Here is a 17019-nt window from a genome sequence, read left to right on the forward strand (position 1 = left end):
GAAAAAAATGCGCGGCGGCGAAATACCAGCCCCGCGCCGCCGGTTCGGACGACCATGAACACCGACACCACGGCCTCCTGGACCGCAGCCTTCCGCTCCGCCCTCATCAGCCCCTACGAAGACATCGACCTCTTCACGCTCCGCGCCTTCTCCGCACAGACCGTCCGCCAGATCATCCGCCTCGACGGCGGCGGCAGCGCCGTCCGCATCCGCCTCAGCAACCGCTACGGCAAGGAACCCCTCCACATCGGGGGCGCCCGCCTCGCCAGACGCACCGAAGGCAGCGGCATCGAATCCGGCAGCGACACACCCCTCCACGTCGGCGGCGCCGAGGAATTCACCATCCCGGTCGGCCAGGACATCGTCACCGACCCCGTCGAACAGACCGTGGCCGCGGGCGACGAACTGGCCCTCACCCTCTGGCTGCCCGCCGACACCGGCCTGACCACCTACTCCGCCGTGCCCCTGCGCACCGGCTACGCCGTCCCAGGCAACGCGCTCACCGCCACCACCCTCGACGGCACCGAAGGCCTGGAAGAACTGGTCACCCGCCACTTCATCAGCGGCGCCGACGTCCTCGCCCCCGCCGGCACCGCCATCGCCGTCGCCTTCGGAGACTCCTGGTTCGAAGGCACCGGCACCACACACGACACCGACAACCGCTTCCCCGACCTGCTCAACAACCGCCTGCGCGAAGCCGGGAAGAACACCTCGACCGGCCTCGTCGACTGGGTCGTCAACCAAGGACTCTCCGCCAACCGCCTGCTCACCGACGAAATCGGCGAACACGCCCTGGCCCGCCTACGGCGCGACGTCCTCGACGTACCCGGCGTCACCCACGTCATCGTCCACCTCGGCCTCAACGACCTCGGCATCCCCGGCCAGGAGGCCCACCCCGCCGCCGCACCCATCCCCTCGGCCGCCGACCTCATCGCGGGCCTCACCACCCTCGCCGAGCGCCTGCACACCGCGGGCCTCACCGCCATCGCCGCCACCGTCGGCCCCTTCGCGGGCACCATCTACGACGGCTACGCCACCCCCGAAGGCAGCGCCGTCGGCCGCGAGGTCAGCGACTGGATCCGCGGCAGCGAGAGCCCCTTCGACGGCTACGTCGACTTCGACGCCGTCGCGGACCCGGCCGACCCCGACCGGATCCACGACGACTACGACAGCGGCGACGGCCTCCACGTCAACGACGCGGGCGCGCGAGCACTCGCCGACGCGGTCGACCTCAGCACGCTGAAGGTCTAGCGGCTCAGAACACCGGCGTACCGTCCCGGGTCAGCTTCCAGTCCACCGACGCGAACTGACCCGGGTCGACCGTCCCCTTCGCCTTCACCCAGCCGATGATGGTGTTCCGGATCTCCTCCGAATTCGCCCACAGCTGCTTGGCACCCGCCACATGCGGGAAATTCCCGCCACCGCTCGCCCGGTAATTGTTCACCGCGAGCACGAACTGAGCCTTCGGATCGAGCTCCTTGCCCTCGAACGCCAGCTTCGCGATCCGCGACCCCGCGGGCTTCGCGATGTCGATCTCGTACGTCAGACCGCTCACCGCGTCGTAGTTGTAATCCGGAATGTTCTCGGCATTCGTCAGCTTCGCCGGGTCCACCGGACCGCCCGCCGGAGTCTGTACGTAATAGCGTGCCGAGAACTCCAGGTACTCCTTCAGCTGCGCACCCGTGAGCAGCCGCGCCTCCAGGGTGTTCTCGAACGGATACAGGCCCGCCGCATCCTTGATCGTCACGTCACCTGCCGGGATCCGCGCCGTACGCGAGAAGCACGAAGCCTGCGAAATCACCGGCAGCGCAGCGTACGCGCCGCCCTTGAGCGCCGCCGCCACCGTCTCCTTCTGCACCTCATTGATCAGGTCGATGATCGCGACGTCCTTGAACGGGCCCTCGGCCGTGCTCATCGCCGCCGTCGACGTGCCGATGACCTGGTTGACGTACGCGACGACCTTCTCGTGCTCATCGGCGAGCAGCCGCGTGACCTTCTTGTCCTCCGCCGCCGTATTGGAGTTCAGGACCTTCGCGCCGACCTTCTCCACCGTCCAGCGGCCCTTGGCCCACACCAGATCGAAGTCGAACAGGGTCAGGCGCTGGCCCCACTTCAACGGCTCGGACAGGACGACCTTCTTGCCCGTCTCCTTGTTCTCCACGAAGTACTCGGGAATCTCCGTGTGCGCGTGCCCGACCAGGATCGCGTCGATGCCGGGCACCTGCTCGGCCACCAGACCCGCCGCGTTCTCGATGTACGGCAGCTGGTCGCCGTACGACGAGGTGCCGCTCGACCCGGAGTGCGCCGACACGATCACGACGTCCGCACCCATCGAACGCAGCTTCGGCACCCACTTCGCGGCCTGCTCCTCAAGGCCGGGGAAGGTCATCTTGCCCTGCACGTTCGCCTTGTCCCAGATCGCGATGCCCGGGTTGGTGAGACCGAGGACCGCGACCTTCACATCGCGGCCGTGCGGGGTGCGAAGCCGCTTCATGAAGTACGGCGGGAAGGCGGGCTTCTGCGTCTTCGCGTCAAGGGCGTTCGCCCCGAGCAGCGGGAAGTCGCACTGCTCCTCGAACTTGCGCAGCACCGGAATGCCGTAGTTGAACTCGTGGTTGCCGAGCGCCGCCGCGTCGTACCCGATCGCGTTCATCGCCTGCGCCATCGGATGCACCGGGCCGTGCTCCGCGGTGATCGGGTCGACCTTGGCGTAGTAGTACGACAGCTGGGTGCCCTGGATGGTGTCGCCCGCGTCGATCAGGAGGGTGTTCCTGCGGCCCTTCTCCTCACGGATCTCGTTCACGAGCGTGGAGATCTTCGCCAGACCCACGTCGTTGTGGTCCTTGTCGTCGAACTCCTTGTCCGTGAAGTAGTCCCAGTTGAAGACGTTGCCGTGCAGGTCCGTCGTGCCGAGCACGGTGAACGAGTACCGCTTCTTCCGCTTCGCGGGCTTCCCGTGGGCATGGGCGACGGACGGCGCGGCGGCCGCCCCCGTGAGCGCCACGCCCACACCGGTGGCGGCGGACGTGCCCAGGAACTTCCTGCGGTTCAGCGGCATCTCTGTACTCCTCGGTCGACCGTAAGTAACGCGCGTAGATTCTGACCCCGGGAGCAACATCCGCAACAGACCCCGCAGGTTTCGATCCGGTGACTGTCCGGTACGTCCACACGATGCGAAAGTGACCCCATGGACAACACCCCCGCCCCCTACGGCACCCCCGACGCCCCCCGCGTCGCCGTCCGCGGCGAAGCCCACCTCGAAGTCGAACCCGAGATCGCCCGCATCAGCATCACCGTCAGCGCCCGCGGCACCGACCGACGCGACACCCTGAACGACCTCACCCGCCGCAACACCACCGTCCTCGACCTCATCAAGTCCTACGGCGACGAAGTCGAAAAACTGGAGACCGGCGCCTTCTCCATCAGCCCCGAACCCGCCAAACACGGCCGCGGCGAACGCATCCGCGCCTACCACGGCCGCGTCCACCTCACCGCCGAACTCAACGACTTCACCGCCCTCGGCGAACTCACCACCCGACTCGCCGACCTCGACCTCACCCGCGTCGAAGGCCCCTGGTGGGCCCTGCGCAACAACTCGCCCCACCACGCCCGCGCCCGCCAACAAGCCGTACGCGAAGCGGTCACCCGCGCCCGCGAATACGCCGAAGCCCTGAACACCTCACTCGCCGCCCTCGTCGAACTCGCCGACATCGGCGCCGAGAACAGCCCCGCCCACGGCTACGGCGCCCCGCCCGGAGCCATGCGCTCCGTCGCGTACGGCGGAGCGCCCGGCGCCGCCACCGAAGCCGCACCCCTCGACCTCGAACCGCAACGCCAGCACGTCTACGCCACCGTCAACGCCCGATTCACCATGGCACCACCCGCATTGGGGACCGGAACAGCACGCTGAGCGCTCATCGGAGCGTCCCCCCGCACAATTCAACACTTGTCAATAACCCTTCACGCAAAGGTTGTTGAGTAGTCATGCCCGACCAAATCTCTACCGACCGGTAAGCCCTAGGCTCAAACCATGCGCCGAGCAAAAATCGTTTGTACCCTGGGACCCGCCACCGACTCGTACGACCAGATCAAGGCCCTGGTCGAAGCCGGAATGGACGTAGCCCGCTTCAACCTCAGCCACGGCACCTACGCCGAGCACGAGGAGCGCTACCAGCGCGTACGCAAGGCCTCCGAAGAGACAGGACGCAGCCTCGGCATCCTGGCCGACCTTCAAGGCCCGAAGATCCGCCTCGGCCGCTTCCGCGAAGGCCCCGTACTCCTTGAACGGGGCGACGAGTTCACCATCACCGTCGAAGAAGGCGTCCAAGGCGACCGCCAGACCTGCGGCACCACCTACGGCGGCCTCGCCGAAGACGTCACCACCGGCGAACGCATCCTCGTCGACGACGGCAAAGTGACCCTGGAGGTCACCGCGGTCGACGGGCCCCGAGTCACCACCACCGTCATCGAAGGCGGCATGGTCTCCGACCACAAGGGCCTCAACCTCCCCGGCGTCGCCGTCTCCGTCCCCGCACTCTCCGACAAGGACGAAGCAGACCTCCGCTGGGCACTGCGTTCAGGATTCGACGTCATCGCGCTGTCCTTCGTACGCAGCGGACGCGACATCGAAGACGTCCACCGCATCATGGACGAAGAAGGCCGCCGCCTCCCCGTCATCGCCAAGGTCGAAAAGCCCCAGGCCGTCGAGAACATCGAAGACATCGTCGCCGCCTTCGACGGCATCATGGTCGCCCGCGGCGACCTCGGCGTCGAAATGCCCCTGGAACAGGTGCCGATCGTCCAAAAGCGCGCCATCAAGCTCGCCAAGCGCAACGCCAAACCGGTCATCGTCGCCACCCAGATGCTCGACTCGATGATCGACAACTCCCGCCCCACGCGCGCCGAGGCATCCGACGTCGCCAACGCCGTCATCGACGGCACCGACGCCGTCATGCTCTCCGGCGAGACCAGCGTCGGCAAATACCCCATCGAGACCGTCAAGACCATGGGCCGCATCGTCGAAGCCGCCGAAGAGGACATCCTCGCCAAGGGCCTGCCGCCCCTGACCGAACGCAACAAACCCCGCACCCAAGGCGGCGCAGTCGCCCGCGCCGCCGCCGAAATGGGCGACTTCCTCGGCGCCAAGTTCCTCGTCGCCTTCACCCAGTCCGGCGACACCGTGCGACGCCTCTCCCGCTACCGCTCGCCGATCCCGCTCCTCGCCTTCACCCCCGACGCGGCCACCCGCTCCCAGCTCAACCTCACCTGGGGCGTGGAAACCTTCCTCGGCCCCCACGTCGAATCCACCGACGCCATGGTCGACCAGGTCGACGAAATGCTCCTCAAGATCGGCCGCTGCCAGAAGGGCGACATCGTCGTCATCACGGCAGGATCCCCGCCCGGCGTACCCGGCTCGACGAACCTCGTCCGCATCCACCACATCGGCGAGGACGACAGCCCCAAGTAGGCCGCCAATCGCGAGAGTTACGGCGTCACGATGGGGAAGTCCGGATCGGGCTTCCCCACGACCGCCAAGAGCTTGCCGAGCAGCGACACATCACCCTCGACGTCGATATCGCCGAGGCCCTTGCCCGCCAGCATCGAAAGCAACTGCGACTTCGTCATCGTGAGAGTGACACCGGCGGCCGGGTCGGCCTCGGTATCGCTCCGATACGTCAACACGCCGTGGCGCAACGTCAGATGCCAGACCTTCCCCAGCGCGGGCAGACTCCAGTCCATCCGCACCTCCAGATCCCACGCCTTCGGACCCACGACCCTGATCGCCACCGAATCGATCAACTGGTCCACGTCCAACGCCATCAACATGTCCGCACTCACCACGGACGTCGGCGACTCCTCGACACCCTCACGCAGCTCCCGCGCACCCGAGAGATAGAAGTTCCGCCACACCGCGTTCTCACACGCCTGCCCCAACCTCGTGTACACAGAGGCGAGTTCGACCCTGGCGTCCCGACGCCTCGGATCCGCGAACACCACGTGATTGAGCAGCGTCGCCGAGAACCGCAGATCACCGTCGCGCGCGAACGCCCGCGCCTTCGCGACCGTCGCCGAACGACCCCCCAACGCCTGCACGTACCGCTTCGCCTCAGCGACCGGCGGATGCTCCCACAAATGCGCGGGATTCCCGTCGAACCACCCCATGTAACGCTGATAGATCCCCTTCACGTTATGGCTGAGCGACCCGTAATACCCACGATTCGCCCACACCTCCGCGAGCGCCGGCGGCAACTCGATCTCCTCCGCGATCTCCCGCCCCGTCATCCCCAGATTGATCATCCGCAACGTCTGATCATGCATGTACGCGTACAGATCCCGCTGCTGCTCGAGAAGCTCCACAATCGTCCCGCCACCCCACGTCGGCCAGTGATGCGAAGCGAACGCCACATCGGCCTTCCCGTCGAAGAGCGTGACGGACTCACCGAGGTAATGCGCCCACTGCCGGGCATCCCGCACCTGCGCCCCGCGCAACGTGATGATGTTGTGCATCGTGTGCGTCGCGTTCTCCGCCATGCATACGGCACGCAACTCGGGCAGCAGGAAATTCATCTCCGCGGCGGCCTCGGTCCCGGGAGTCATCTGGAACTCGAACCGCACACCGTCGACGGTCTCCGACTGCCCGGTCCTCGTGATGTCCTTGGTGGGCGGAATCAACCCGATGGAACCGAGGGACACGGTCTGCCCCAGACCACAACCGATCTGCCCGGCGGCCGACTTGGGCAACTGCGCGCCGTACATGTAGCCGGAACGCCGCTGCATCGCCGTGCCCGCGTACACGTTCTCCGAGACGGCGTGCTCCATGAAGCCTTCGGGCGCGAGGATCGGCACGTCGCCGGTGCCGTCGCTGCCGTCGGGGAGCACCCCACGGCAGCCGCCGAAGTGATCCACGTGCGGGTGGGTGTAGATGAGCCCGGTGACTTTCCTGTTCCCCCGGTGCGTGCGGTACAGCTTCAGCGCGGCGGTGGCCGTCTCGGCGGAGATGAGGGGGTCGATGACGATGACGCCGGTGTCGCCCTCGATGAGCGTCATGTTCGACAGATCGAGCCCCCGGACTTGATAGATCCGGTCCGTGACTTTGAAGAGGCCCTGCTTCGACACGAGCTGCGACTGCCGCCACAGACTCTTGTGGGCGGTCTTGGGAGCGTCCCCCTTCAGGAACCGATAGGCATCGGCGTCCCAGACGACCTGCCCCTTGGCGTTCTTCACGACGCCGGGCGTCAGAGCGGCGATGAACCCTTGCCGGCGTCGGCGAAGTCTCCGTCTCCGTGGCCGTCGTGATCGCCGATCGCGGAAGCGGTCTGGGGGTTCATGGCAACGGCTGCGGCGGCGGCGCCCGCTGCGGCGGCGATGAAGGTGCGGCGGTTCAAGGGAGTCATGCGGCCGAACTTCGCAGTGGGGCGCGGGGGCGGCAAGGGGGGTGGCGGGGAATTGGGGCAGGTCCCAGGGAGGGTGGGGGAGGGCGGTGATCCGTCCTATTGCCCGTTGCCCGGGTCAGTGTTTGGGGCCTACGTGGAGGTCCATGAGGGCGACTGGGGCTTTGCGGGCGACAGAGATGTTGTACGGGTTTCCGTGGCGGGTGCAGTGCGTCCAGACGATGCCGAGCTTGTCGAGAGTGTCGGTGTAGAGCTGTCGGATGTCGTCAGAGACGTTGGTGAAGAAGTAACGGGGGTACTCGTAGCGCTTGCGTTCACCCCTGACCATGCGGGTCGTCCAGTTGGTGAAGCGGCAGCCGTCGGAGTGGACGAGCCCACGGATGAAGTCCCAGGGGTGGGCGTCGACAATCTCCTGCTGCCAGGGTTCGAGGGCGATCTTGCGCTCGTGCTTCTTGCCGGGGCCGTGCTGGGGGAACATGCACCACAGGTGGTTGGAGTACACCTTTACGTCGTGGCATCCAGTCTTGCGGGCCAGGCAGACGGAATTGTCAGGGAAGACCGCTCGTACAACCTGCTCACACTCGGCCATGAGGCCGGGCCATGAATTGTCACAGGTGATCCGGAGGCTGGGAACCCGGTGTCCGGAGGGCTGGGAGATGTGGCCATCGCCGAGATACCAGCCCAGGAGGTAGGCGTATGCGGCCACGTCAAGTTCTCGCCCATCGCAACGTGGGCACTTCGGTGATCGTTTTGCTGGTTGCTCCCCGAGCCTGGCGCGCTCCCGGTGCAGCCACACGCCAACCGTGCTTGCTGGCAATTGCAGCGCCCGGGCAACGGCGGCGTTCTTAGCGCCACTGCTTAGCAGCGTGAGCGCGGCTTGTCGTACCTCGGGTGCATGAGTTCCCATGGCGCCACTCTGCGCTACGGATAATGGCGCCGGGTAACTAGTAAGCGGACGTTCACGAGAACGTGAACATCCGCTTATTTTGGTGCCGGGTATGGGATTCGAACCCACATGTCCTTTCGGACAGAGGTGTTTGAGACCTCCGCGTCAACCGTTGCGCCAACCCGGCTTGAGGTGCTGCGCGCTCCGGGAAGTGTACCGGGTCACCGGGTGACACCGCAGCTAGGTACCCTGCAAGGGCAGCGCACCTGCCATGAACGAGGAGCCCCCCGTGACCGCCCCCGAGTCGCCCCAGCCCACCGACGCGTCCGCGTCGGACGACGACAAGTCGCACGTGCCTCCGCTGACGACCCGCGTCGTCATCGCCGAGGACGAGGCCCTGATCCGGCTCGACCTCAAAGAGATGCTGGAGGAAGAGGGGTACAGCGTCGTCGGTGAGGCCGGTGATGGTGAGAAGGCCGTCGAGCTGGCCCGTGAGCACCAGCCGGACCTGGTGATCCTGGACGTGAAGATGCCCGTGATGGACGGCATCTCCGCGGCCGAGAAGATCGCGGAGGAGTCCATCGCCCCGGTGCTGATGCTCACCGCGTTCTCGCAGCGCGACCTCGTCGAGCGGGCCCGTGACGCGGGCGCCATGGCGTACCTCGTGAAGCCCTTCAGCAAGAGTGACGTCGTTCCGGCGATCGAGATGGCCGTCTCGCGGTTCACGGAGCTGAAGACGCTGGAGAAGGAGGTCGCGGACCTCTCGCAGCGCCTGGAGACGCGGAAGCTGGTGGACCGGGCGAAGTCGGTTCTGCAGACGGAGTACGGCTTGACGGAGCCTGCCGCGTTCCGGTGGATCCAGAAGACGTCGATGGACCGTCGTCTGTCGATGCAGCAGGTCGCGGAGGCGGTCATCGAGGACGCCGAGGAGAAGAAGGCGTCGAAGGGCTGACCGACCCGGACGCAGTACGTACGAGGAGGCCCGCACCCCCGGATCAGGGGGTGCGGGCCTCCTCGCGTACGGGCAAAGGGCGCGAAGGCTCAGTCCTCGCCCAGGTACGCCTTCCGCACGGACTCGTCGTGCAGCAGATCGTTCCCGGTCCCGGAGAGGACTATCTTGCCGACCTCCATGACGTGGCCCGCGTCGGCGAGGGAGAGCGCCGCCTGGGCGTTCTGCTCGACGAGGAGGATCGTCGTGCCCTGGGACTTGAGCTCGGCGATGGTCGCCATGATCTTCTGCATCATGATCGGCGAGAGGCCCATGGAGGGTTCGTCGAGCATGAGGAGCTTGGGCTGGGACATCAGGGCGCGGCCCATGGCGAGCATCTGCTGTTCGCCGCCGGAGAGGGTGCCCGCGGCTTGTTTCTTCCGTTCTCCGAGGATGGGGAAGAGTTCGTAGGCGCGGTTGATGTCCTTCTCGATGCCTGATTTGTCGGAGCGGAGGTAGGCGCCGAGGCGGAGGTTGTTCTCGATGGTCATGCGGGGAAAGATGTGGCGGCCTTCGGGGCAGTGGGCGAGGCCGAGGGCGACGATCTGGTCGGCGCGGTATTTGCGCAGGGCCTTGCCGTTGAACTTGATGGAGCCGCCGACCGGCTTGAGGAGGCCGGAGATGGTGCGCAGTGTGGTGGTCTTGCCCGCGCCGTTGGTGCCGATGAGGGTGACGACTTCGCCGGCCTCGACGGTGAACGAGATGCCTTTGACGGCTTCGATCTTGCCGTAGGCGACGCGGAGGTCCTCGACCTCAAGGAGTGCGGTCATCAGTTGTTCTCCTCGAAGGGCTCGCCCAGGTATGCGGCGATGACGCGGTCGTCCTGTTGGACCGTTTCGCTGGATCCTTCGACGAGTTTCTCGCCCTGGACGAGGACGGCGACGCGGTCGCAGAGGTTGAAGATGAAGCGCATGTCGTGCTCGATGACGAGGACGGCGATGCCCATGTCGCGGATGGCGAGGACGAGTTCCTCGGTGGTGCGGGTTTCTTGCGGGTTCATTCCGGCGGTGGGTTCGTCGAGCAGGAGGAGGCCGGGTTCGCTGGCCAGGGCCCGGGCTATCTCCAGTTTGCGCTGTTCTCCGTAGGGGAGGTTGCGCGAGAGGTGTTCGGCTTTTTCGGCGAGGCCGACGAATTCCAGGAGTTCCATGGCGCGGGCCTTGGAGGCGGCTTCGGCCTTGTGGAATCCGGGGCCGCGCAGGAGTGCGGACCAGAGGCCTTCTTTGGTGCGTGTGTGGCGGCCGACGAGGACGTTTTCCAGGACGGTCATGTTGGCGAAGAGGCGGATGTTCTGGAAGGTGCGGGCGATGCCTGCCGCGGTGACCTTGAAGGATTTGGCGGGCAGGACGGTGCCTTTGTAGCGGACTTCCCCTTCGGTGGGGATGTAGAGGCCGGTCAGGCAGTTGAAGAAGGTGGTTTTTCCGGCGCCGTTGGGTCCGATGAGGCCGACGATTTCGCCGCTGCTGACGGTGAGGTCGACGGAGCGTACGGCGGTGAGTCCGCCGAAGCGCATGGTGACGCCGCGGGCGTCGAGGACGGTTTCGCCGGCCGGGGCGGCTGCGGCCTGGTCCTCTTTGGTGGTGTCAGTGGGCATTGGGTCAGACCCCCGTCTTGCTGAGGACTGTGGGCGGCGGCGTCTCTCCGGGGTCCAGCTCGGTTTCGTGGAATTCGAGCTGGCGGCGGCGGTTGGGGATGAGGCCTTCGGGGCGGAAGCGCATGAGGAGTACGAGTGCGAGTCCGAAGGCGAACAGCTGGTAGTCGCCGAGGAACTGGAGTTTGTTGGGAATGAGGTAGAGCAGTGCGGCGCCGACGAGGGGGCCGCTGATGGTGCCCATGCCGCCGAGGACGACGGCGGCGAGGAGGAAGGCGGAGTTGGGCGGTACGGAGTTGGCGAACTGGTATTGCTCGGGGGTCACGGTGTAGGTGACGTGGGCCTGGACGGTGCCCGCGAGTCCGGCGAGGGAGGCGCCCAGTGCGAAGGCGATGAGCTTCACGCGGAAGCCGTTGATGCCCATGGCGAGGGCGGCGGTCTCGTCCTCGCGGATGGCGACCCAGGCGCGTCCGATGCGGGAGTTCTCGCTGCGTCGGAAGACGAGGACGACGACGAGGGTGATGAGCAGCATCAGGAAGAAGTAGTTGGCGAAGCGGCCGATGGGCTGGCCGAGGATGCTGTGTTCGATGCCGAAGTCGAAGCCGAAGATCTTGAGGTTCGGGATCGAGGAGATGCCGTTGGATCCGTTGGTGATGTCGGGTCCGGAGGAGCCGTCGGAGTTGTTGGCGGCGAGGCGGAAGATCTCTCCGAAGCCGAGGGTGACGATGGCGAGGTAGTCGCCGCGCAGGCGCAGGGTGGGTGCGCCGATGAGGACGCCGAAGACGAGTGAGGCGCCGGCGCCGACGAGGATGGCGCCCCAGAACGGCAGGTGGATGTCGAAGGGTGAGGTGGGTGCTCCGGAGACCATGGAGGCGGCGTAGGCGCCGACGCCGAGGAAGGCGACGTATCCGAGGTCGAGGAGGCCCGCGAGGCCGACGACGATGTTCAGGCCGAGGGCGACGGTGGCGAAGATGAGGATGTAGACGCCGATGGTGGCGTACTGGTCGTCGCTCTGGGTGAAGGGGAAGGCGGCCGCGGCGAGGAACGCGCCGGTGAGGGTGACGTTGCGGTGGCGCGCGGTGTAGGTGGAGACCTGGGCGACGAGTCCGGCTTTGGAGAGTGCGGCGAAGCCGAAGCCGACGGTGATGAGGAAGCCGATGAAGAGCTCGTCGTATTCGGTGCCGATGCCGTAGGTGAAGACCATGAGGCCGAGGGCGAGGGCCGCGATGATGACGAGGATCTCGACGGACGAGTTGAGTTTGCGCGGTATGGGGGGTTCTTCGGCGGCGAAGGCGCCCTTGATGATGGTGAGTCCGTTGCGGGTGCGGTGTTTGAACTGCTCCCAGCCGCTGTCTTCGGAGTCGACCGGGTAGGTGTGGGGCGGTTCGAAGGGCAGGGCGAGTGCGCCGATGAAGGCGGCGAGGGTGGCGATGCCCGCGATCCAGCCGCCGGGTTCCAGGTTGGCGAGTCCGCCGAGGGTGTTGGAGATGGCGAAGAGCGTGTACCAGGTGGTGGCGACGGCGGCGAGCGAGGCGAATTTGAGTGCGGCGTCGGCGCTGGCGGGGGCGAGGGAGCGCAGGCCCTTCACGCCGTAGGAGGCGAGGCCGTACAGGGTGGTGAGGGCGCCCGAGATGAGGACGAGCCACTGGAGGCCGCCGGGGTAGCCGTAGACGGTGAGGTCGCCGGGGAACGCGGCGGTCCAGGTCCAGGCGAGGAAGGAGGAGATGACGGTGAGGATGCCGCCGCCGGTGGCGAGTGCGCGGGCGGGGCCCTCGGGGATGGAGAGGAGGCCGGTGGGCGCCTTGTCCTTGCGCGGGCTGGGGCTGTCGGCCGCTGTGGTCTGTGTGGTCATGGATGTCACGCCCTGTCCGCGACGCGCTCGCCAAGGATGCCTTGGGGCCTGACGAGGAGTACGACGATGAGGAGTACGAACGCCCAGACATCGGCCCAGGACTGACCGCCGAGCTTGTCCATGCCGGGGATGTTGTTGATGTAGGCGGTGGCCATGGATTCGGCGAGGCCGAGGACGAGGCCGCCGATCATGGCGCCGTAGATGTTGCCGATGCCGCCGAGGACGGCGGCGGTGAACGCCTTGAGGCCGAGGATGAATCCCATGCGGAAGTCGATCTGGCCGTATTTGAGGCCGCGGGCGACGGCGGCGATTCCGGCGAAGGCGGCGCCGATGGCGAAGGCGACCACGATGACGCGGTCGGTGTTGATCCCCATGAGCTTGGCCGTGTCGGGGTCCTGCGCGGTGGCCTGCATGCCGCGGCCCACGCGCGTCTTCATGACGAAGTAGCCCAGGATGATCATGCAGACGGGGGCGGTGATCAGCAGGAAGATGTCACCGGGCTGCATGGTGACGGAGCCGATGTTGATGGCGCCGCCGGGGAGTTCGGGGAAGGAGCGGGGCGACTTCGCCTCGGGGTACCAGGCCCAGACGGCTTGCTGGAGGGCGAGGGAGAGGCCGATGGCGGTGATGAGCGGGGCCAGGCGTGGGGCGCCGCGCAGGGGCCGGTAGGCGAAGCGTTCGGCGCCGACGGCGATGGTGGTGGAGACGAATATGGCGCCTATCAGCATGAGCGGTAGGGCGGCCCACACGCTGGTGCCCGCGGGCAGCCAGAGCCAGACCGTGAGTGCACCGAATCCGCCGGTCATGAAGATCTCGCCGTGGGCGAAGTTGATGAGCTGGACGATGCCGTAGACCATTGTGTAGCCGATGGCGATCAGGCCGTACATGGATCCCAATAGCAGGCCGTTGACCAGCTGTTGCGGCAGTTCGTGCACCGCAGGTCCTCCGAGTCTTTCGATGTCGTGCGGCCGTTCGGTGGCGGCTCATCGGCCGGTGCGCGGCCGCACGTTCCAGGTGGCGAGTGCGTCGGATGCGACGCCGCGCGGGGCGCTGGCGTGCAGCGCCCCGCGCGGACGTGTCGTGCGCTGCGGGTTCGGCGTCAGTTGCTGCCGGTGTAGGTGCCGGACTCGACGGGCTTCCAGCCGGCCTTGGGATCGGTCGACTTCACCTGGTACACGGTGAGCTGCTTGTTGGTGGCGTCGCCGTACTCGTCGAAGGCGACCTTGCCGGTGACGCCGTCGAAGGAGACGTTCTTCATGGCGTCGATGACCTTGGTGCGGGCGTCGTCGGGAAGCTTGCCGTCGTTGTCGTCGACGACCTTCTTGACGGCTTCGATGATCGCCCAGGCGCTGTCGTAGGAGTAGCCGCCGTACGCCTCGTAGGCCTCCTTGTAGCCGGCCTTCTTGTAGTTGGCGATGAACTCCTTGGCGGAGGGGAGTTCTTCGACGGGCTGGCCGACGGAGGTGGCGTAGTCGCCGACGCCCTGCTTGCCCGAGAGCTTGATGAAGTCGGCGCTGTAGATGCCGTCGCCGCCGACGAGGGGGGCCTTGGCGCCCGCCTGCTTCATCTGCTTGCTGAGGGGGCCTGCCTGGGGGTACTCGCCGCCGTAGTAGACGAGGTCCGCGTCGGAGTTGCGGATCTTGGTGGCGACGGCGCCGAAGTCCTTGGTGTCGGGGTTGATGTGCTCGGTGCCGACGACCTTGCCGCCGAGCTTGGTGAACTCGTCCTTGAAGGTGGCGGCGAGGCCCGCGCCGTAGGTCTTCTTGTCGTCGACGACGAAGACCTTCTTCTTCTTGACCTTGTTGTACAGGTACTGCGCGGCGAACGGGCCCTGGATGGCGTCCGTGGTCGCGGTGCGGAAGTAGGACTTGTACGGGCGTACCTTCTTGCCGCCGTTCCAGTCCGGGCCCTGGGTGAGGGCCGGGTTGGTGTTGGCGGGGGAGACCTGGACGAGCTTGGCGTCGTCGAAGACCTTCTGCATGGACTCGGCGACGGAGGAGTTCAGGGGGCCGACGGCTCCGAGGACGTCCTTGTCGGCGACGAGTTTGGTGGCGTTGGTCTGGCCTGACGAGGGCTGGCCCTGGTCGTCGAGGGGCTCCACCTTGAAGGTGACGCCGTCGACGAACTTCTTGGAGTTGGCCTGCTTGGCCGCGAGGTCGACGGAGTTGCGGATGCCGAGGCCCAGCGCGGAGAGGTCACCGGTCAGCGGCGCGTCGACGCCGATGACCACCGTGGTACCGCCACCCCCGGCGTTGTCCTTGTCCTTGTCGTCGCGCGAGCCACAGGCGGTGAGGGTGAGTGCCCCCGCGGTGAGTGCGGCGGTGATGGCTATGAGCGAACGTTGACGCACGATCAGTCCTTTCCCCTGGCACGGCTGTCCCTTGTTGGGATGCCGAGTCGAGCGCGGAACCGAACTGACAGGAATCCGGTGGGCGCGGTGACTGGCCGTGACTCTAAGGGCGCCTTTGTGCCAGGTGGAGTGGTCGGACCAAGGCTGTGACGCTCTTGTTATGCCACGGAGTATTCCGGGCTGGAACGCAGGGGGTGGTTGGGCCTGAATAGGACGTTGTTCGGACGATCTCGGCGTATCCGCATGCTGAGAATCTCCAGGACAACTGGCAGGACTGTAAAGGTGTTTGACTCATGACACCCGTGTTCGCGGGCATGCGGCGGTCAGTGCCCCAGAAAGATCATTCGCGTATTCCGGACCCAGGATGTAACTCTGCTTCTCGTTTGCGCGCGTATTACGCAGCGTTACTTCGAGGAAAGGGAGTCCAGCATTCCGTGCCACTTCTCCACATTCGCGGATGTGCATCTTGATGATCAACTTCCGTGGGGTTCCTGATTTCACCGTGAATGGGGTGGGAGGAGAGGTGTCGACCGCCAGCGCCGCCGAGGGCTGGGCGACGCGCCGGACGATCACCGGCGGCCCCGACTCCTGGGCGAAGGTGACGGCGAATGTGAAGTCCCGCTCCCCGGCGCGCGGCCGGGACATCTCGCCCGTGTACGTCACGGCCACGCTCTGCGACGGCCAGGGCGGGGCGGGCTCGGGCGGCGGCTCCGGGCGGGTCAGGTAGAGGGTGAGTCCGGCGGCGCCGACGAGTACGGCCGCCGCGACGGCGAGCGCGGTGCGGCGGTGGCGGATCCGGCGCGGATCGAGCCGCACGGGCTCGGTGGCGGCGCTCTCGTGGTCGTAGGTGTCCTCGCCCGGCTCGATCGGGCCGATGGCGTTCACACCCACGGCCCGCCGCTCGGCCCGCCGTCGCGGTAGCGCTCGGCGCACCGCTCGCGGGCCTCTCTGTCCAGCAACTTCCGCCCGGCCGCGGCCGATTGGCGCTTGCGTTCGGCGCGGGCCGCGTCCAGGACGTCGCGCAGGATCAGGTACTGGCCGTTGGACAGGCCCATCGACTGGTAGTCGCCGTAGGTGTCGTCGCCCGAGTCGTAGATCTCCCGCGCCCATTTGGTGATGATCGTGGTGCAGAGCTTGGCGGGGGGAGTGGCGCTGGCGCTGGGAGGGGTGCTGGTGCTCGGGGATCCCTCGGTACCGGAGCTTCCGCATCCGGTGGCGGCGAGGGCGGTGCCGAGGACGGCGGCGAGGGTGGGCGCACAGAGCTGTATCCGGTGCCTCATGCACCGACGCTAGACCGGACGCGCACGCTCCGACAATGCGTCGCTCCGGCCCGGATGCACGGGCGCCCCGCGCGGTCCTGTCGGACGGCGCGGGGCACTCGGTCGGGCGGCAGGGGGCGTCCGGTCGGAGCGCCCGCCCCGCGTCAGCTCGCCGCGCCGCCCGCGGCGCCGAGCGGCGGCTGGCCTCCGGCGTCGCGCAGCATGCACGTCAAGCGCGCGCTGCAGACCCGCTTGCCCTGCTCGTCGGTGATCGCGATCTCGTACGTCGCGGTCGAGCGACCCCGGTGCAGGGGCGTGGCCACACCGGTGACCAGGCCCGAGCGGGGGCCGCGGTGGTGCGTGCAGTTCAGGTCGACGCCGACGGCGAGCTTCTCGGTGCCGCCGTGCAGCATCGCGCCGACCGAGCCGAGGGTCTCGGCGAGCACCGCGGAGGCGCCGCCGTGCAGCAGGCCGTACGGCTGGGTGTTGCCCTCGACCGGCATGGTGCCGACGACGCGCTCCGCGGACGCCTCCAGGATCTGCACACCCATGCGGGTGCCGAGGTGGCCCGCGGAGAAGAGGGCGGGCAGATCGACACCGAGCGCCGCGTACTCGTCGATGACTTCCTGCGGGAACTTCACACTGTGCTGCTCGCCCATGGGGACCGGCTCCGTTCGACGTCGACCACTGTCACAGTCACGGGGA

General features: G+C 67.1%; 14 protein-coding genes, 1 tRNA gene and 1 pseudogene. 4 read left to right on the top strand and 12 right to left on the bottom strand.

The annotated features are described in order from the left end of the window. Positions 1–54: 54 nt before the first annotated feature. Positions 55–1251, top strand: a complete 1197-nt coding sequence (locus CP970_RS32585; RefSeq protein ID WP_055552574.1) for a GDSL-type esterase/lipase family protein — start codon at positions 55–57, stop codon at positions 1249–1251. Between the two features lie 4 nt (positions 1252–1255). Here the strand turns inward: CP970_RS32585 and CP970_RS32590 are convergent, their stop codons facing one another. After that, positions 1256–3058 (bottom strand): bifunctional metallophosphatase/5'-nucleotidase, encoded by a 1803-nt coding sequence (locus tag CP970_RS32590; protein ID WP_055552572.1) that lies wholly within the window; start codon positions 3056–3058, stop codon positions 1256–1258. Between the two features lie 129 nt (positions 3059–3187). Here CP970_RS32590 and CP970_RS32595 point away from each other — a divergent pair, with 129 nt between their 5' ends. Both CP970_RS32595 and pyk read left to right on the top strand, forming a co-directional pair. Further along, on the top strand, positions 3188–3910 hold the full coding sequence (locus CP970_RS32595) for an SIMPL domain-containing protein (protein ID WP_150494330.1): 723 nt from the start codon (positions 3188–3190) through the stop codon (positions 3908–3910). Positions 3911–4030: 120 nt separating this feature from the next. Then, a complete protein-coding gene (gene pyk / locus CP970_RS32600; RefSeq protein WP_079044086.1) occupies positions 4031–5467 on the top strand; it encodes a pyruvate kinase in 1437 nt (478 codons plus the stop codon). Positions 5468–5484: 17 nt separating this feature from the next. On the opposite strand, the pseudogene CP970_RS32605 reads toward pyk, so the two are convergent. The 3 genes and pseudogenes from CP970_RS32605 to CP970_RS32615 form a co-directional block, all read right to left on the bottom strand. After that, a pseudogene (locus CP970_RS32605) lies at positions 5485–7394 on the bottom strand (alkyl/aryl-sulfatase). A gap of 115 nt (positions 7395–7509) precedes the next feature. Next, on the bottom strand, positions 7510–8298 hold the full coding sequence (locus CP970_RS32610) for a hypothetical protein (RefSeq protein ID WP_055547607.1): 789 nt from the start codon (positions 8296–8298) through the stop codon (positions 7510–7512). An 80-nt stretch (positions 8299–8378) separates the two neighbouring features. Further along, positions 8379–8464: transfer RNA gene (locus CP970_RS32615), tRNA-Leu, on the bottom strand. A 102-nt stretch (positions 8465–8566) separates the two neighbouring features. Here CP970_RS32615 and CP970_RS32620 point away from each other — a divergent pair. Beyond that, entirely contained in the window at positions 8567–9229 is a 663-nt protein-coding gene (locus tag CP970_RS32620; protein WP_055547609.1) for an ANTAR domain-containing response regulator, read from the top strand. An 89-nt stretch (positions 9230–9318) separates the two neighbouring features. On the opposite strand, the gene CP970_RS32625 is transcribed toward CP970_RS32620, so the two are convergent. The 8 genes from CP970_RS32625 to CP970_RS32660 form a co-directional block, all read right to left on the bottom strand. Continuing rightward, entirely contained in the window at positions 9319–10035 is a 717-nt protein-coding gene (locus tag CP970_RS32625) for an ABC transporter ATP-binding protein (protein WP_055547611.1), read from the bottom strand. Next, a complete protein-coding gene (locus tag CP970_RS32630) occupies positions 10035–10856 on the bottom strand; it encodes an ABC transporter ATP-binding protein (protein WP_224058856.1) in 822 nt (273 codons plus the stop codon). The genes CP970_RS32625 and CP970_RS32630 overlap by 1 nt, the downstream gene beginning before the upstream one ends. Positions 10857–10860: 4 nt before the next feature. Next, positions 10861–12705, bottom strand: coding sequence for a branched-chain amino acid ABC transporter permease (locus CP970_RS32635; RefSeq protein WP_055547613.1), 1845 nt, complete (start codon positions 12703–12705; stop codon positions 10861–10863). A gap of 5 nt (positions 12706–12710) precedes the next feature. Next, the gene (locus CP970_RS32640; protein WP_055547615.1) at positions 12711–13640 is read right to left on the bottom strand and encodes a branched-chain amino acid ABC transporter permease; all 930 of its coding nucleotides are present in this window, start codon (positions 13638–13640) and stop codon (positions 12711–12713) included. A gap of 164 nt (positions 13641–13804) precedes the next feature. Then, positions 13805–15055, bottom strand: a complete 1251-nt coding sequence (locus tag CP970_RS32645) for a branched-chain amino acid ABC transporter substrate-binding protein (protein ID WP_055547617.1) — start codon at positions 15053–15055, stop codon at positions 13805–13807. 291 nt (positions 15056–15346) lie between these two features. Then, positions 15347–15940, bottom strand: coding sequence for a hypothetical protein (locus tag CP970_RS32650; protein ID WP_063806090.1), 594 nt, complete (start codon positions 15938–15940; stop codon positions 15347–15349). Next, positions 15937–16335 carry a hypothetical protein gene (locus tag CP970_RS32655; protein WP_055547621.1) on the bottom strand — a complete coding sequence of 133 codons (399 nt, stop codon included), beginning with the start codon at positions 16333–16335 and terminating at the stop codon, positions 15937–15939. The genes CP970_RS32650 and CP970_RS32655 overlap by 4 nt, the downstream gene beginning before the upstream one ends. 143 nt (positions 16336–16478) lie before the next feature. Next, positions 16479–16973 (bottom strand): PaaI family thioesterase, encoded by a 495-nt coding sequence (locus CP970_RS32660; protein WP_055547623.1) that lies wholly within the window; start codon positions 16971–16973, stop codon positions 16479–16481. Positions 16974–17019 lie beyond the last annotated feature (46 nt).

Origin of the sequence: Streptomyces kanamyceticus (assembly GCF_008704495.1) — a bacterium.
In the GTDB taxonomy this organism is placed as follows: domain Bacteria; phylum Actinomycetota; class Actinomycetes; order Streptomycetales; family Streptomycetaceae; genus Streptomyces; species Streptomyces kanamyceticus.

Excerpts from the sequence above, each read along its gene's own strand:
- pyk (WP_079044086.1), top strand. The coding sequence starts at position 4,031 with ATGCGCCGAGCAAAAATCGTTTGTACCCTGGGACCCGCCACCGACTCG.
- CP970_RS32660 (WP_055547623.1), bottom strand. The coding sequence starts at position 16,973 with ATGGGCGAGCAGCACAGTGTGAAGTTCCCGCAGGAAGTCATCGACGAG.
- CP970_RS32625 (WP_055547611.1), bottom strand. The coding sequence starts at position 10,035 with ATGACCGCACTCCTTGAGGTCGAGGACCTCCGCGTCGCCTACGGCAAG.
- CP970_RS32595 (WP_150494330.1), top strand. The coding sequence starts at position 3,188 with ATGGACAACACCCCCGCCCCCTACGGCACCCCCGACGCCCCCCGCGTC.
- CP970_RS32655 (WP_055547621.1), bottom strand. The coding sequence starts at position 16,335 with ATGAGGCACCGGATACAGCTCTGTGCGCCCACCCTCGCCGCCGTCCTC.
- CP970_RS32585 (WP_055552574.1), top strand. The coding sequence starts at position 55 with ATGAACACCGACACCACGGCCTCCTGGACCGCAGCCTTCCGCTCCGCC.
- CP970_RS32635 (WP_055547613.1), bottom strand. The coding sequence starts at position 12,705 with ATGACCACACAGACCACAGCGGCCGACAGCCCCAGCCCGCGCAAGGAC.
- CP970_RS32610 (WP_055547607.1), bottom strand. The coding sequence starts at position 8,298 with ATGGGAACTCATGCACCCGAGGTACGACAAGCCGCGCTCACGCTGCTA.
- CP970_RS32630 (WP_224058856.1), bottom strand. The coding sequence starts at position 10,856 with ATGCCCACTGACACCACCAAAGAGGACCAGGCCGCAGCCGCCCCGGCC.
- CP970_RS32590 (WP_055552572.1), bottom strand. The coding sequence starts at position 3,058 with ATGCCGCTGAACCGCAGGAAGTTCCTGGGCACGTCCGCCGCCACCGGT.